Genomic DNA, 14,602 nt, shown 5'->3' with positions numbered 1-14,602 from the left:
AGGGCGGCACCGGTGCCCGGGGAGCGGCGCCGGGGGGGGGGTGCGCCGCTGGTCTGTGAGGGTGAGGGGTGGCGGTGTGGGACGTTCCGCCGGCCGGCCCCGGGCGTCCCCGGAGCCGGCCGTTCTCTTGGGTGACCGGGCTGCTGTCCCCTGCCGTCCGGTCACTTCCCTGGAGCGAGGTCCCACGACACACGGCACGATCCGTACGTCTCATCGCTCCAGCGAGCCACGCGTGGTTCTTTCGGGCCCGCCCCTGGCTGGCACGGACACCGGGACCAACGAAGGGGCCCGCGAGGCGTCACGCGCCGTACGGGTGAGAGGCGATGCGTACGTCTGTGCCGGGAACAACCCCGGCGGCGGCCCGGCCGCGCCGGGCTCAGATCTTGCCCCGGCACAGCTCCAGCAGCGTCATCGCGAGGGCCGTGCCCGGCTTGCCCAGGGCGTCGCGGAAGTGGCTGAGGACCTCCATCTCGCGGGACAGGTTCACGCGCCGCCCGCCGGAGGAGATCCGCGCCTCCTGGATGACGGCGGAGACGGCCATCCGTTCCTGGATCAGCCCGATGATCCGGTCGTCGAGCGCGTCGATGCGGTCGCGTGCGCCGGTGATCAGGCCGGCGGCCTCGTCGGTGCGGGCGCCGGTCTTCTCGGCGGTGGCGGCCGTGGTCGTGGTGGTCATGTCGGGGCTCCTCGTCGCAGGTGCGGCGCCCCGGGTGACAGGTCCCGGAAAACGCCAGGCGCCCCGGGCCTTGAAGCCCGGGGCGCCTGGGAAGTCGCTTGTCAGTTGCTCAAGCAGCACGACCATGGCAGCCGGCGGGCCGGTTGCCATAGGTGAAGACGAAGGTCTGGTGCGTGAGCATGGAGGCGAGTGTACTCGGTGCCCGCCGCACTCGGCGCGGAACCGCCACCCGGCCCACCTCGGTAGAATCGGCAGCACAAGCCCCCGCCCAACCGCCGGAAGGCACCCCGTGTCATCAGCGACTCCCGCTGCCGCCGCCCCCGACACCGTCCTGGTCGTCGACTTCGGCGCGCAGTACGCCCAGCTCATCGCCCGTCGCGTCCGTGAGGCCCGGGTCTACAGCGAGATCGTGCCGAGCACCATGCCGGTCGCGGAGATGCTCGCCAAGAACCCGGCGGCCATCATCCTGTCCGGCGGCCCGTCGTCCGTGTACGAGGAGGGCGCCCCCCGCCTCGACCGCGAGATCTTCGAGGCCGGCGTCCCCGTCTTCGGCATGTGCTACGGCTTCCAGCTGATGGCGCAGACCCTCGGCGGCACCGTCGACAACACCGGCGCCCGCGAGTACGGCCGTACCGAACTGCACGTCTCCCGGCCGTCGTCCACCCTCTTCGAGGGCACCCCCGCCGAGCAGGCCGTGTGGATGTCGCACGGCGACGCCTGCTCCGCCGCCCCGGAGGGCTTCACGGTCACCGGGTCCACGGACGTCGTCCCGGTCGCCGCCTTCGAGAACGACGACAAGAAGCTGTACGGCGTGCAGTACCACCCCGAGGTGATGCACTCCACACACGGCCAGCAGGTCCTGGAGCACTTCCTGTACCGCGGCGCCGGGCTCACCCCCTCCTGGACCACGGGCAACGTGATCGAGGAGCAGGTCGCGGCGATCCGTGAGCTGGTCGGCGACAAGCGCGCCATCTGCGGCCTGTCCGGCGGCGTGGACTCCGCGGTCGCCGCGGCCCTCGTGCAGAAGGCCATCGGCTCGCAGCTGACCTGCGTGTACGTCGACCACGGCCTGATGCGCAAGGGCGAGACCGAGCAGGTCGAGAAGGACTTCGTCGCCGCGACCGGCGTGCAGCTGAAGGTCGTGGACGCCGAGGAGCGGTTCCTCAAGGCGCTCGCCGGGGTCAGCGACCCCGAGGAGAAGCGGAAGATCATCGGTCGGGAGTTCATCCGGGTCTTCGAGCAGGCGCAGGCCGAGATCATCGCGGACGAGGGCCCCGAGGTCGCCTTCCTGGTGCAGGGCACCCTCTACCCGGACGTCGTCGAGTCCGGCGGCGGCACCGGCACCGCCAACATCAAGTCCCACCACAACGTCGGCGGGCTCCCGGAAGACCTCGAGTTCCAGCTCGTCGAGCCGCTGCGCCAGCTGTTCAAGGACGAGGTCCGCATGGTCGGCCAGGAGCTCGGCCTGCCGGAGGAGATCGTCCAGCGCCAGCCCTTCCCGGGCCCGGGCCTCGGCATCCGCATCGTCGGCGAGGTGACCAAGGAGCGCCTGGACCTGCTGCGCGAGGCCGACGCCATCGCCCGCGAGGAGCTGACGGCGGCCGGGCTCGACCGCGACATCTGGCAGTGCCCGGTGGTCCTCCTCGCGGACGTCCGCAGCGTCGGCGTCCAGGGCGACGGCCGCACCTACGGCCACCCGATCGTGCTGCGCCCGGTCTCCTCCGAGGACGCCATGACGGCCGACTGGTCGCGCCTGCCGTACGACGTCCTCGCGAAGATCTCCACGCGGATCACCAACGAGGTCAAGGACGTCAACCGCGTCGTCCTCGACGTGACGAGCAAGCCGCCGGGCACCATCGAGTGGGAGTGATCCCGGGCCGGGGGGTGACGGGCCCTACGTGCGCTTGACCGTGCGAAGCGGCTCACCGGGCTTCCAGACCTGGAGGACGAGGTACTCGTCGTCCTCCACGTAGGTCCTCACGACCTCCGTCAGCTCGGTGCGGAAGAGGTGGAACGGCTCCGGCGGTTCCACCTCTTTCACGTACCGGGACTTCGTCGCGGCGTCCTCGACCTCGATCGCGCGCCCGCTGATCCGCACGTCGCCGCCGCCCATGGACGTGCCCTCGCCCGGGTTCGCCTGGAGCGCGAAGCGCGGGTCGCGGCGCAGGTCGAGCGCCTTCAGCGAGCCCGGCATCATGCCGAGCCACAGCTCGCCGTTCAGGAACCGCACCTCCAGGCCGGTGGTGCGCGGCGAGCCGTCCCTGCGCAGGGTCGCGAGGACGTGATGGGTGTGGGCGGCGAACCGCTCCTCGACGGTGCGGGCGAGGCCCGGTTCGGCGGCGGTGAACGCCGCCCAGTCCGTCCGGTTCTTCTGTGCTGCCGGGGAGGTCCGGCTCGACTGGCTCATGCGGCCAGGATGGTCCTCAAACCCGACATCTTCTGTCGGGTATCGCCATGACTTTTCCCGACTGCGCCCGATCTTCACAGCACACCTCTGTCCTCCTCGGCTCACGGAGGGTAATTTTCCGGCCCTGAACGGAACACCGCTGGAGGATTTATGCACGGGCCCACCCCGCCCCTGCCGCTGCCCACGGACCAGTTGCAGTTCGCGATGCCGCCGATGCACGAGTCGGTCCGGGACGAGCGCCGGCATCGCAAGGAACGGCTCGCGGGCGCCCTGAGGATCTTCGGGCGGTACGGATTGGAGGACGGCGTCTCGGGCCACATCACCGCCCGGGATCCGGAGTTCACCGACTGCTTCTGGGTCAACCCGTTCGGCATGCCGTTCAAGCACGTCACTGTGAGCGACCTCGTGCTCGCCAACTCCGACGGCCAGGTCATCCAGGGCCGCCACCACGTCAACCAGGCCGCGTTCACCGTGCACGCCCAGGTCCACGCCGCCCGCCCCGACGTCGTCGCCGTCGCCCACTGCCACTCGGTGCACGGCCGCGCCGTCGCCGCCCTCGGCGACCTGCTCGACCCGATCACGCAGGAGAGCTGCGCCTTCTACGAGGACCACGCCGTCTACGACGACTACTCCGGCGTCGCCGTCGATGCCGAGGAAGGGCGCCGCATCGCCGACGTGCTCGGCACCCGCAAGGCGCTCGTGCTGCGCAACCACGGCCTGCTGACGGTCGGCGACTCGGTGGACGCGGCGGCCTGGTGGTTCCTGTCGATGGAACGGTCCTGCCAGGTGCAGCTGACCGCGAAGGCGGCCGGCCGGCCGGTGCTGATCGACCACAAGGCGGCCGTGGCCACCCGCGAACAGGCCGGCGGGGACCTGGTCGCGTGGATCAACTACCAGCCGCTGTGGCAGGACATCAGCCGCAGCGAACCCGACCTGCTGAGCTGAACTCCCACCCGGCGACGGTGGTTGCGAAGCCACGCGGTACGGCCGCTCGGCCCGCGGACGCCTCGCCCGTGAACACCGGGTCAACACGGCGACGCGACGTTCACTCTTCCTGACCACACCTGCCGGACGCGTACGGGGTGGCGTAGGGCACAATTCGCTGTCGTTGCAAGGCAGTTGTACGGCGGTGGACACCCCGGTCGCGGGCGGTCGCCGGTGACGGACCACCGGGAAGGCGGGCATCGGGCGTGGCGGTGCGGGAGGCGAGGCGGGACGGCGTGCACGCCGACGCGCACAAAGGCGGCTGCACCTGCGGAGACTGCCCGCACGGCGCACGTGCCGGGCACCGGCGGGCGGTCGCCGCATTCCTGGCCAGACGCGACGAGTTCGCCGCGGGACAGGGGCTGCCGGCCGCGGTCGCCCACTCGGCGTCCGCCTCCCGCCAGTGGGTCTCGGAGGAACTCACCCAGTCCGCGGAACTGATCGCCGAACGCAGCCGCGCCGAGGGCGACGCCTGGCTGGCGAGCCTGTGGCGCCGCACCGCGTGCGTGGTCTGGGCAGCGGTCGTCCTGCTGCTCCTCGTCCAGGCCCTCACCGCCGTCGGCGGCGGCTGGACGGCGGCCCGCACCGCCGGGCTGCTGGCCGCGGTCGTGGTCGCCGGCGGGCTGACCGCCGCCTCCTGGTTCCACCGGGCGCGCGGCGGCGCGCTCGCGCCGGTGATCGGCGAGGACAACCGGCTGTCCACCTCCCGCGCCGTGGCCGCCGCGTGGGTGCTGTTCCTGGCGTACGCGGTGCTCGTCCTGGTCGGCCGGCTGGCCGCCGCCTCCGGGCCCCGCGAGCGCGACGCGCTGCTCGCCGGTCTCGAACTCGCCCGTGGCGCCGGTGTGGTGACCGTCCTCGCCGTGGTGTGCGCCATCGCCGTCCTGGTGCGCCGCGTGGTCGGCCTGCGGGTGCTCGGCCAGCGGCTGCAGAAGGTCCGGGCGGACCGGCCGCGCGCCGCCGACCTGCTCACCGACGACTCCGGTCGCGGCACCTTCGCCGACATCCAGTACGTCGTGCTCGGCGCCGTCGCCCTCGCCTTCGCGGCGGTACGGCTCGCCCGCCGCCCGGACCAGCTGCCCGACCTGCCGTGGGGCCTGGCCGTCCTGGTGCTGGTGTCGGCGGCCACCTACGTCGCCGGCAAGTACGCGGAGGGCGGCCGTCCCGTGATCCTGTCCGTCGTGCGCTCCCGCGAGGCCGGCGACCTGGACGCCCCGATCCGCACCGGCGACGACATCGAGATCCGCGGCGCCGGCTTCGTGCCGCCCGGCGCCCAGACCGCCGACCGCCTCTCCCGCATGGTCGTCCGCATCGGCACCGTCCACGTCCACGTCCCGCTGGTCCCGGTCACCGGCGGCTTCAGCAACCCGACGGACACCCTCCTGACCGTCCCGGTCCCGGCCGACGTGGAACCGGGCCGCCGCGAGGTCCAGGTCGTGACGGCGGCGGGCGTGGAGACCAACCGGTACACGATCGACGTGACCGACTGAGACGCCGCCCGGGGTTCGGGCCCGGCCCGCCGTGGAATCGGTGGGGTACGCAGCTCGTGTGGCGCGGCACCGAAGGGAACCCAGGGCGGCGTCAGTCGAGTTGCCCGGGAGCTCGCCTCCGGTGAACCGGACGTCCTCCCCGTCGAGCCGGGCACACGCGCGCCGTGCGCCTACGACGACGCCGGGGACGACCGAGCCGGCGCCCCGCCCGGCCGGTCGCGGCAAAAAACCCGCGGCACGGGACTGAGCGCGGTCGGCCCGGTGTACGTATCGTCTGATGAGGGGTCCGGCACGGCGGGTGAGAGGCGGCAGGCGGCGATGACTCACGGTATGCGGACGGACCCACACGACCCCTACCTCGACGGTGGCCGTGGCGGTTGGCGGGACACGGTATCCCACTACGCCCTCCTTCCCCTCCGGGTGTTCCTCGGTGTCACGTTCGTCTACGCCGGGCTCGACAAGCTCACCGACAGCGCCTTCATGAAGGACTCGGGCGCCGGATCGGTCGGCGACCTGATGCGCAGCGTCCGGGACTCCTCCGCCGTCCCGGCCCTGGTCGACCTGGCGCTGGAGAACCCGCCCGGCTTCGGCTACGCCATCGCCCTCGGCGAACTGGTCGTCGGCATCGGCATCCTGATCGGCCTGCTCGCCCGCCTCGCGGCCCTCGGCGGCGCGCTGATCTCGCTCAGCCTGTGGCTGACCGTGAGCTGGGCCTCCGACCCGTACTACTACGGCAACGACCTCGCCTACCTGATGGCCTGGATCCCTCTCGTCCTGGCCGGCGCCCCCTACCTGTCGATCGACGCGGCCCTGCGCTCACGGCGACGGCAGCGGGCGGGCCGGTACCAGTAGGCGCCGGCCGCCGTCTCGCCGCGGGCCGCCGTCTCGCCGTCGGCTGCCCCCTCGCCGACGTCCGCCCCCCTCGCCGACGGTCGCGGGATCGCGGGCTTCTCTGCGATGCGGGGCGGTTCCGGCTGACCGGATTGGCCTGGCCCTCCGGGGCGCGGTCGCTCGCCCGCCCGCCTGGTCGCGCGCTGGCCCGGTTCGCGCGCTGGCCCGCCGGCTCGTCGCTTGCTGCCCGGTCGGGCGTTGGCCCGCCGGCCTCGTCGCTCGGTTGCCCGCCCGGTCGCTTGCCGCCCGGGCGGTTGCTCACCACCCGGTCGGTCGGCCGCCCGGCGGGTCGCCAGGTCGTCGGGCCGTCGTGTCGCCCGGTCGGTCGTCCCGTGTCGCCCGGTCGGTCGTCCGCGGTCAGTGCGGGGTGTTCGCCTCCTCCGGGGTGCCCCGGCGTGCTCCGCGACGGCGTCTGCGGATGCCGCCCGCGACGACCGCCGTCGCGCCCGCCAGGCACAGGCCGCCCATGACGACCGGGATCAGCACGAACCACGGCGTGTCCCAGGCCCCGCCCGCGTCGCCCGCGTAGAGCACGCCGCCGAGGGTGAGGAAGAGACCGGCGACCAGCCTGCCCGGCTGGAACTCATGCCGCAGCACGGGCCACCTCCACCTGTCCGGCGCCGACCCGGAGGTCGAGGTCGAGCGTCCCGGCGTTCTTCCCGCCCGTGACCGGGGGCAGGGTGGTCTCCTGGCGCTTGCCCGGCTCCACGTCCACGTCCTTCCGCTGGTCACCCGGCAACTGGATGTCGCCCACGCCCACCTCGATGCTGAGCCGCACGGTCACGTCCCGGGGCACGATCACCTTTATTCGGCCCACACCCACGTCGGCGCGCGTGGCGACCGACTGCCCGTCGGGCACGCGCAGCCGGGACAGGTCCAGCGTGCCCACGCCGGTGCCGAGGTCGTAGTGGTCCCGCACCTGCGCCACCGCCGTCGGCTGCCAGGTCGTCCGTATCCACTGGGTGCCGATGTCCTTGGGCACCGCCGCCGAACCGGCCAGCAGCCCCGCCGTGACGATCGCCAGGAATATCGACCCCGCTCCGGTTCGTCCGAGGAACGCGCTGACCGTGATGCCCAGGCCGAAGACCACGAGCGCGCAGGACAGGCCGGCCTGGAGGCTGGTGCCCAGCGGGTGGTCGTCCCAGGTGAGGCGCGTGCCGAGGCCGCCCGCGAGGAGGGCGAGCAGGAACACCCAGCCGCCCACCCGGCGGGGGCCGCGCGGTTTCGGCGGCCGGGGCCGCGCCCAGGGGACGTCCTCGCGACGGAGATCCTTCGGGATGCCGCGGCTGATGTTGACGGCCGCCGCGAGGTCCCGGTCGAGGGACTCGTACGGGCCCCACAGATAGCCCGTGCCGCCGACGTGCGTGCCGTCCTTGACTATGGGGTCGCGCCACCAGGACGGCCACGTCGTGGTCACCGGCGGGGCCTGGGGTTCCGGAGGGGCGTCCGCCACGGCCTGCGACGCCAGCGGATCGGGGCCGGGGGCGCCGCGTTGCCGGGACCAGTACCCGGCGCCGGCGAGCAGCAGGGAGAGGATCACGGCGAACGTCAGGACGCCGCCGTTCTTCAGCATGGTCAGGAACACGCCGCAGCCGACCAGCGCGAACAGCACCGCCGCCAGGGCCTGGCCGTCGACCCGGCCGGTGAGCAGCTTGCGCAGCTCGTTCTCCTCCTCGTCGTCGTACGGGACGAAGAGCCAGGCGAAGCCGTAGAAGATGAGGCCGATGCCGCCGGTCGCGGACAGCACCGCGAGCGTGATGCGGAAGATGACCGGGTCCATGTCGCACTGCCGGCCGAGGCCCGCGCACACGCCACCGATCAGCTTGTGCGGCCGGTCGCGGCGGAAGCGGTGCGGCGGTTCGAGGCCGTCCGCCGAACCGGCCGGGTCCGTCCCCGGGCCCGGGGCCCTCGCGCGCCCCTTCTGCCGCGCGCCCGCGTGCCCGTGCGCGCGCGAGCCCTCGCCCGCGTCGGCCGACGCGGGTCCGCCGGAGCCGGGCAGGCCGACCGCAGCATTCGCGGCGTCCGCAGCACCCGCGGCATCCGCGGCGGGCGCGGCATCCTGCGGCCCGGCGCCCAGCGGAGGGCGTGGGCCGGAGCCGGGTCCCGGACCCGTCGCGGCGTGCTCGTGTTCCGTCATGCGTCCATGGTGACGGCCGAGCCGCCGCGACGGGAGTCGGAACGACCCTGGCCGGACCCTGATATCGCCCCTGAGCCGGCGCCCGGGAAGCGTTCGACGGACCCCCGGGCCGAAGATCAGGGGAGTCTCGGGGACGGACCCTGATGCCCGGCTCCGCCGGTCGTGTGACCATCAGTGGCATGCCGGAAGCCGCAGCAGCGCCACTCGCCGAACCGCGGCCGCCGCGCAAGCTCTACCGCAGCAGTGACGGACGCTGGCTCGGTGGTGTGGCGCGGGGGCTCGCCGGTCATCTCGGGCTGCCCGTGATCTGGGTGCGGCTGGTCTTCGTCGGCCTGTTCATGGCGGACGGCCTCGGCGCGTTGCTGTACGCGGCGTTCTGGTTCTTCGTCCCGCTCGGCGTCGGCGGCGTCGAGGCGCAGAAACCGCCTTCCCTCGTCGGCTCGGAGACCTCGCCGGACGGCCGCCGCAGACTCGTCGCCCGCAAGCCGGACCGGGGCCAGATCGTCGCCCTGCTCCTCATGGTCGTGGTGGCCATGGTCTTCGTGGGCAACGTGAACCTGAGCGGCGGCGCGCGGGTCTACCTGTGGCCCATGGTCCTCGTGGGCGCGGGCGTCGCCCTCGTCTGGCGCCAGGCGGACAACGCACGCCGGGCCCGCTGGGCCGAGGTCGGCCGCCACCGGCGCACGGTCACCCTGCTGCGGGCCGTGGCCGGCGTGCTGCTGGTGACGGCCGGTGTCTCCGGCATCTTCGTCCTTCAGGGTTCCGCCGCCCACCTCGGCTCCATCCTCCAGGCCGCCCTCGCCGTCCTCGTCGGGATAACGCTGCTGGCCGGCCCTTACCTGGTGCGCATGACGCAGGACCTCTCCGAGGAGCGCCTGATGCGCATCCGCGCCCAGGAGCGCGCCGAAGTCGCCGCCCACGTCCACGACTCGGTGCTGCACACCCTGACCCTGATCCAGCGCAACGCGGAGAACGCGAACGAGGTGCGCCGCCTCGCCCGCGCCCAGGAGCGCGACCTGCGCACCTGGCTGTACAAACCGGAGGGCACCGGCAAGGACGAGGAGGACGAGCCCACGACGCTCGCCGACGCCGTGCGGCGCAACGCGGCGGAGGTGGAGGACAAGCACGGCGTCCCCATAGAGGTCGTCGTGGTCGGCGACTGCCCGCTCGACGAGAAGACCGCCGCACAGATGCAGGCCGCGCGGGAAGCAATGGTGAACGCCGCCAAGTACGGTGGCGAGGGCGGCGCCGTTCAGGTCTACGCCGAAGTCGAGGGCAGGACGGTCTTCGTGTCCGTCCGGGACCGCGGCCCCGGCTTCGACCTCGACTCGATACCCGCCGACCGCATGGGCGTCAGAGAATCGATCATCGGCCGCATGGAGCGCAACGGCGGCACGGCCCGGCTGCGGGCGGTGCCGGACGGCGGCACGGAGGTCGAGCTGGAGATGGAGAGGGCGGAGAAGACGTCATGAGTGACCCGACCGAGACGAACGGACCGACCGGGGCGGCCGAAGGGGCGGACTCCGCGGGGGTGTCCGGCGGCGGCACGGCCGGGCGCCACGTCCGCGTGGTCCTCGTCGACGACCACCGCATGTTCCGCACGGGCGTCCAGGCCGAGATCGGCCAGACCGCGCAGACCGGCGTCGAGGTCGTCGGCGAGGCCGCAGACGTCGACCAGGCCGTCACGGTCATCACCGCGACCCGGCCGGAGGTCGTCCTCCTCGACGTGCACCTGCCAGGCGGCGGCGGCGTCGAAGTGCTGCGCCGCTGCGCCCCGTTGATGGCCGACGCCGAGCAGCCCGTCCGCTTCCTCGCGCTGTCCGTGTCGGACGCCGCGGAGGACGTGATCGGCGTGATCCGGGGCGGCGCGCGCGGCTACGTCACCAAGACGATCACCGGCACGGACCTGATCGACTCGATCTTCCGCGTCCAGGAGGGCGACGCGGTGTTCTCCCCGCGCCTGGCCGGCTTCGTCCTCGACGCGTTCGCCTCCACCGACGCCCCGCCGGTCGACGAGGACCTCGACCGCCTCACCCAGCGCGAGCGCGAGGTCCTGCGCCTGATCGCCCGGGGCTACGCGTACAAGGAGATCGCCAAGCAGCTGTTCATCTCCGTCAAGACGGTCGAGTCCCACGTCTCGGCGGTCCTCAGAAAGCTCCAGCTGTCCAACCGCCACGAGCTGACGCGGTGGGCCACGGCGCGTCGGCTGGTGTGACGACCGGGCAGCCCTCGGGTCCCCGGCGACCGGGAGCCCGAGCCGTGTCCGCCGAGTACGCCCGTACCGGCGTCACACCACCCGCACAGCCCCCGCGAACGGCATGGAGCTGATCGGGTCCACGCGCACCGAGCTCGACGGATTCGGCGCGTGGACCATCTGGCCGTTTCCGACGTAGAGGCCCACGTGGGTGACGCCGGAGTAGAAGAAGACCAGGTCGCCCGGGGCGAGTTCGGCGCGGGAGACGCGGCGGCCCGCGCCGATCTGGGTGTATGTGGTGCGTGGCAGGGAGATGCCCGCCGCGCGGTAGGCGGCCTGGGTCAGCCCGGAGCAGTCGAAGGCGTTCGGGCCCGTGGCGCCCCAGACGTACGGGCTGCCGATCTTGCCGTAGGCGTACGCGAGGGCCGCCGCGGCGCGGGAGTTGGGGGCAGCGACCCGGCCGGAGGGCGAGGGCATGCCGTCCCGCGCGGGTGCGGAGGAGCGCGACGCCCGTTGCGGGGCCGGGGCCATCCGGGCCCGTTCCTGCGCCGTCAGGCGGGACAGCAGGCGGCGGGCCTCGCCCAGCTTGCCGGTGATCGTCTTCTTGTGCCGCTTCAGTTCCGTCTGCCGTGACTTCAGCGACGATAGTTCGGCGCGGGCCGCGCCGCGCAGTTCCTCCACCTCGCGCAGCTGCTCGCGCACCCGGCCCAGCTCCGCCTTCTGCCGGATGCCCGCCCGCTCCACGAACTCCGCCCCGTCGAGATAACGCTCCGGGGCGGAGGAGAGCGCCAGTTGCAGCGCCGGGTCGAGGCCGCCGGCCCGGTACTGGGCGGCTGCCGCCGAACCCAGCGCCTCGCGCGCCGTGTTGAGCCCGTCCTGCTTGCGCGCCGCCTCGTCCCGCAGGTCCCGGAGCCGGCGTTCGGCCGCCTCCGCCTTCTCCTTCGCGCCGTTGTACTTCTCGGTGGCGGCCTCCGCCTCCCGGTACAGCCGGTCCACCTTCGCCTCGACCTGCGCCGGCGTCAGCCGCGGCTCGGCGTGCCCGGTCCCGTCGAGGGCGGTCGCCGTCGCCGCGCCCGCGAAGGCGATCGTGACGGCCGTACGGAACCTGCCGCCACCCAGCGCGCGTTGTCGGGGCCTGCGGTGCGCTGCCACCTCGGTGCCACGTCCTTTCGACCAGGCCGCGCGGGCCGTACGCGCCGCGCGAGTCGTACCCGCGGGCGTCGTCCCCGGCCCTGGCGCGGGCGGTGTCCGCGTCCGGCGGCGGCCCGTAGGGGGGAGCGTGCCGCCGCCGGACTTTCTGGAGGAGGTGTCCGGCTGTCGCCCCGGCCGAGGCGGCTGTGGAGTGCCGGTCACCCGGGTCAGGACGCTAGGCGTGGTTGTGCGGTCGGGGCCCGGCGTTGCGCGGAACTGGCGCCAGGGGACCGGACCGTGCCCGAATGTGACCGCAGTACCGTTCCGGCGCCGTCGACTTCCCGCAGGGCCGTGACCGATATGACCTTTTCGGGGGTGGAGGGCGGCGGCCCGGTGTTATGAGGGGCGCTGTCGGCGTCGTCCGCGCGCCTCACTAGGCTCCGGGCCCATGGACGTACTCATCCATCTCTTCGTCGGCCTGCACATCGTCGGCATCGCCTCGCTGCTCGGCGGCTTCCTCACCCAGATGAAGGCCATGGGGGAGGGCACCGCCCGCTTCAGCCCCGCGATGCTGCACGGCGCCCTGACGATGCTGGTCACGGGTGTCATCCTGGTCGGCCTCAACCAGGCCGACGACCAGAGCGTCAACAACATCAAGATCGGCGTGAAGCTGGCCCTGCTGATCGTGATCCTCGGCCTCGTCTACGTGAAGCGCGACGAGGAGAGGGCCGAGAAGGGCCTGTTCGGCCTCGTCGGCCTGCTGACCACGGCGAACATCTTCATCGCCGTGCTGTGGACCTGAGCCGGCCATGACTCCCGGACGACAGGCCGCCGTCGCCGTGATCCTGGCCGTCACCGTCACCGCGTGCGGCACCGAGCGGGGTGGGCAACCGGAGGCGGCGAGCCCGCGGCCCTCGTTCACGCCCCGGCCGAAGTGCGCGCAGGCCGCCGAGGTGCCCGCGGTTCCGTCCGCCTCGCCCTCCTCGGCCCCGGCGCCGAGCGGGGACGCTGCCTCGCAGGAACCGCCCGCGGACGCACCTCCGAACTACGCCGAGAACCACGCCTACCGCATGAAGGGCAGCCTGACCGCCCAGCAGCGCGCCCAGGGGCAGGCGTCGGCCCGGCTCATCGAGCGGGAGCTGGAGCGGGCCCGGGAGAAGGACGGCCTCGGTGACGCGCGCATCGAGGCGGCGCTGCGCGCGCTCGGCTGCGGCCCGGACCACGGCGTGTACGTGGAGCGGGGTTTCTACAGCGTCCACACCGGGGTCACGTGCGTGTCCGGTCGCGCCACGCGGGAGGAGATCACCTCCGAGGTGCACGGCGCGTACGTCGAGCCCCAGCCGGGCACCGGCCCGTGCGTCGAGAACCGGGGCGGCCACTGAGGCCACCCCGGCCTCCGGCACCCGGGCCTCCGGCACCCCGGCCTCCGGCACCCCGTACGCCGGCACCCCCGTACGCCGGTCGCCGGTACTCCGTTCGCCGGGCGGTGGCGCCTCAGGCGGGCCGGACCACGCTGTGGATCGACGACTCGCCGTCGTAGTAGATGGACTCCTCGCGGACGTACGTCCCCGGCTTCGGCGCGTGGATCATCATGCCGTTGCCGATGTAGATCCCGACGTGGGTGACGTCGTCGTAGAAGAAGACGAGGTCGCCGGGCAGGGCCTGGGAGACGGTGACCGTCGTGCCGGCGTTGACCTGGTCGTAGGTGGTGCGCGGGATGGCCACGCCCGCGGCCTGCCAGGCGTCCTGGGTCAGGCCCGAGCAGTCGTAGGAGCCGGGCCCGGTGGCGCCCCAGACGTACGGCTTGCCGATCTGGCCGCGCGCGAAGGCGACCGCCTTCTCGGCCCTGGTGGCGTACGTCGGGTCGGTGGCCGACGGGTCGGAGGCGCCGCCGGTGCCGGCCCCGGCGGAGCCGCCCGCCGAACCGCCGGCGGAACCGCTCTCCCGCTGCTCGGCCGCCGCGGCCTCCTCGCGGGCCTGCCGGTCCTCCTCCTGCTGGCGGGCCAGCTCGGCGGCCTTGCGGGCGGCCTCCTCCCGCTTCTTCTTCTCGATCGCCGCGAGCCGCGCCTTCTCCTCGGCGGTCAGCCGCGACAGCAGTGAGCGCGCTTCGGAGAGCTTCTTCTGGACGGTCGCCTTCGCCGTCCTCAGGTCGGTCTGCGAGTCGGTGAGCGTCTCCAGGCTTCTGGTGGCCTCCTGACGCTTCTTCATCGTCGTGGACTGCTGCGTGAAGTAGTCGTCGACCGCTTCCTTCTGCCGGCCGGTGAGCCGGTCCATCAGCTGCGAGCGGTCGAAGAAGTCCTGCGGCGAGTCCGCGAGCAGGAAGGTCGCGGTGTCGGGGACGCCGGCGCCGGTGCGGTACTGGGCGGCGGCGTAGGAGCCCAGCGCCTCGCGCGCCTCGTTGAGTTCCTGCGTGCGCCGGGCGACGTCGTCGAGGAGGGTGTCGACCCGCTTGCGCTGCTTGGCGGTCTTCTCCTTGGCGGAGTTGTACTTCTCGGTCGCCGACTCCGCCTGGCGGTACAGGTCGTCGACCTTCTTCTCGACCTCTTCGAGGCTCGGCCGGTCGTCGGCGGGCGCGGCGTTGGCCGTCTGGGACAGCAGCGCCACGGAGGTGAGGGCCGCGGTGGCGAGGGCGGGGGTCCGTATGCCCGCGACGCGGACCTGGGCGGGACGGGGTTTGCGGTGCGACGCCAAGGGA

At 73.2% G+C, this 14,602-nt stretch carries 14 protein-coding genes; 8 read left to right on the top strand and 6 right to left on the bottom strand.

Going from position 1 to position 14,602, the window contains the following annotated elements; translation table 11 throughout:
- Positions 1-376 precede the first annotated feature (376 nt).
- A complete protein-coding gene (locus tag QC282_RS09670; RefSeq protein ID WP_279548850.1) occupies positions 377-676 on the bottom strand; it encodes a chorismate mutase in 300 nt (99 codons plus the stop codon).
- A 289-nt stretch (positions 677-965) separates the two neighbouring features.
- Between QC282_RS09670 and guaA the strand changes: the two genes are divergently transcribed.
- Entirely contained in the window at positions 966-2,546 is a 1,581-nt protein-coding gene (guaA, locus tag QC282_RS09665) for a glutamine-hydrolyzing GMP synthase (protein ID WP_279548849.1), read from the top strand.
- Positions 2,547-2,570: 24 nt separating this feature from the next.
- Here the strand turns inward: guaA and QC282_RS09660 are convergent, their stop codons facing one another.
- On the bottom strand, positions 2,571-3,083 hold the full coding sequence (locus tag QC282_RS09660; RefSeq protein WP_279548848.1) for a pyridoxamine 5'-phosphate oxidase family protein: 513 nt from the start codon (positions 3,081-3,083) through the stop codon (positions 2,571-2,573).
- Between the two features lie 150 nt (positions 3,084-3,233).
- On the opposite strand from QC282_RS09660, the gene QC282_RS09655 reads away from it, so the two are divergent.
- The 3 genes from QC282_RS09655 to QC282_RS09645 all read left to right on the top strand — a co-directional run bounded on the left by QC282_RS09655 (position 3,234) and on the right by QC282_RS09645 (position 6,406).
- On the top strand, positions 3,234-4,028 hold the full coding sequence (locus QC282_RS09655; protein ID WP_279548847.1) for a class II aldolase/adducin family protein: 795 nt from the start codon (positions 3,234-3,236) through the stop codon (positions 4,026-4,028).
- A 245-nt stretch (positions 4,029-4,273) separates the two neighbouring features.
- On the top strand, positions 4,274-5,554 hold the full coding sequence (locus QC282_RS09650) for a hypothetical protein (protein ID WP_279548846.1): 1,281 nt from the start codon (positions 4,274-4,276) through the stop codon (positions 5,552-5,554).
- Between the two features lie 318 nt (positions 5,555-5,872).
- A complete protein-coding gene (locus QC282_RS09645) occupies positions 5,873-6,406 on the top strand; it encodes a DoxX family protein (RefSeq protein WP_279548845.1) in 534 nt (177 codons plus the stop codon).
- A gap of 396 nt (positions 6,407-6,802) precedes the next feature.
- Here QC282_RS09645 and QC282_RS09640 read toward each other — a convergent pair whose 3' ends face one another.
- Both QC282_RS09640 and QC282_RS09635 read right to left on the bottom strand, forming a co-directional pair.
- The gene (locus tag QC282_RS09640) at positions 6,803-7,042 is read right to left on the bottom strand and encodes a hypothetical protein (protein WP_279548844.1); all 240 of its coding nucleotides are present in this window, start codon (positions 7,040-7,042) and stop codon (positions 6,803-6,805) included.
- On the bottom strand, positions 7,029-8,582 hold the full coding sequence (locus QC282_RS09635) for a PspC domain-containing protein (protein WP_279548843.1): 1,554 nt from the start codon (positions 8,580-8,582) through the stop codon (positions 7,029-7,031). The genes QC282_RS09640 and QC282_RS09635 overlap by 14 nt, the downstream gene beginning before the upstream one ends.
- A gap of 179 nt (positions 8,583-8,761) precedes the next feature.
- Here QC282_RS09635 and QC282_RS09630 point away from each other — a divergent pair, with 179 nt between their 5' ends.
- On the top strand, positions 8,762-10,054 hold the full coding sequence (locus QC282_RS09630) for an ATP-binding protein (protein WP_279548842.1): 1,293 nt from the start codon (positions 8,762-8,764) through the stop codon (positions 10,052-10,054).
- On the top strand, positions 10,051-10,797 hold the full coding sequence (locus QC282_RS09625) for a response regulator transcription factor (protein WP_279548841.1): 747 nt from the start codon (positions 10,051-10,053) through the stop codon (positions 10,795-10,797). Before QC282_RS09630 ends, QC282_RS09625 begins: the two co-directional genes overlap by 4 nt.
- A gap of 72 nt (positions 10,798-10,869) precedes the next feature.
- On the opposite strand, the gene QC282_RS09620 is transcribed toward QC282_RS09625, so the two are convergent.
- Positions 10,870-11,928 (bottom strand): NlpC/P60 family protein, encoded by a 1,059-nt coding sequence (locus QC282_RS09620; RefSeq protein ID WP_279548840.1) that lies wholly within the window; start codon positions 11,926-11,928, stop codon positions 10,870-10,872.
- Positions 11,929-12,355: 427 nt separating this feature from the next.
- Here QC282_RS09620 and QC282_RS09615 point away from each other — a divergent pair, with 427 nt between their 5' ends.
- Positions 12,356-12,709, top strand: coding sequence for a hypothetical protein (locus QC282_RS09615; protein WP_279548839.1), 354 nt, complete (start codon positions 12,356-12,358; stop codon positions 12,707-12,709).
- 7 nt (positions 12,710-12,716) lie between these two features.
- A complete protein-coding gene (locus tag QC282_RS09610; protein ID WP_279548838.1) occupies positions 12,717-13,289 on the top strand; it encodes a hypothetical protein in 573 nt (190 codons plus the stop codon).
- 112 nt (positions 13,290-13,401) lie between these two features.
- On the opposite strand, the gene QC282_RS09605 is transcribed toward QC282_RS09610, so the two are convergent.
- Entirely contained in the window at positions 13,402-14,598 is a 1,197-nt protein-coding gene (locus QC282_RS09605) for a C40 family peptidase (protein WP_279548837.1), read from the bottom strand.
- Between the last annotated feature and the right edge of the window lie 4 nt (positions 14,599-14,602).

The sequence above is a fragment of the Streptomyces sp. DH24 genome (genome assembly GCF_029813775.1).
In the GTDB taxonomy this organism is placed as follows: domain Bacteria; phylum Actinomycetota; class Actinomycetes; order Streptomycetales; family Streptomycetaceae; genus Streptomyces.
This window is presented reverse-complemented; position numbering and strand designations above follow the sequence as displayed.

Excerpts from the sequence above, each read along its gene's own strand:
- QC282_RS09660 (WP_279548848.1), bottom strand. The coding sequence starts at position 3,083 with ATGAGCCAGTCGAGCCGGACCTCCCCGGCAGCACAGAAGAACCGGACG.
- QC282_RS09670 (WP_279548850.1), bottom strand. The coding sequence starts at position 676 with ATGACCACCACGACCACGGCCGCCACCGCCGAGAAGACCGGCGCCCGC.
- QC282_RS09655 (WP_279548847.1), top strand. The coding sequence starts at position 3,234 with ATGCACGGGCCCACCCCGCCCCTGCCGCTGCCCACGGACCAGTTGCAG.
- QC282_RS09615 (WP_279548839.1), top strand. The coding sequence starts at position 12,356 with ATGGACGTACTCATCCATCTCTTCGTCGGCCTGCACATCGTCGGCATC.
- QC282_RS09610 (WP_279548838.1), top strand. The coding sequence starts at position 12,717 with ATGACTCCCGGACGACAGGCCGCCGTCGCCGTGATCCTGGCCGTCACC.
- QC282_RS09645 (WP_279548845.1), top strand. The coding sequence starts at position 5,873 with ATGACTCACGGTATGCGGACGGACCCACACGACCCCTACCTCGACGGT.
- QC282_RS09635 (WP_279548843.1), bottom strand. The coding sequence starts at position 8,582 with ATGACGGAACACGAGCACGCCGCGACGGGTCCGGGACCCGGCTCCGGC.
- QC282_RS09630 (WP_279548842.1), top strand. The coding sequence starts at position 8,762 with ATGCCGGAAGCCGCAGCAGCGCCACTCGCCGAACCGCGGCCGCCGCGC.
- QC282_RS09625 (WP_279548841.1), top strand. The coding sequence starts at position 10,051 with ATGAGTGACCCGACCGAGACGAACGGACCGACCGGGGCGGCCGAAGGG.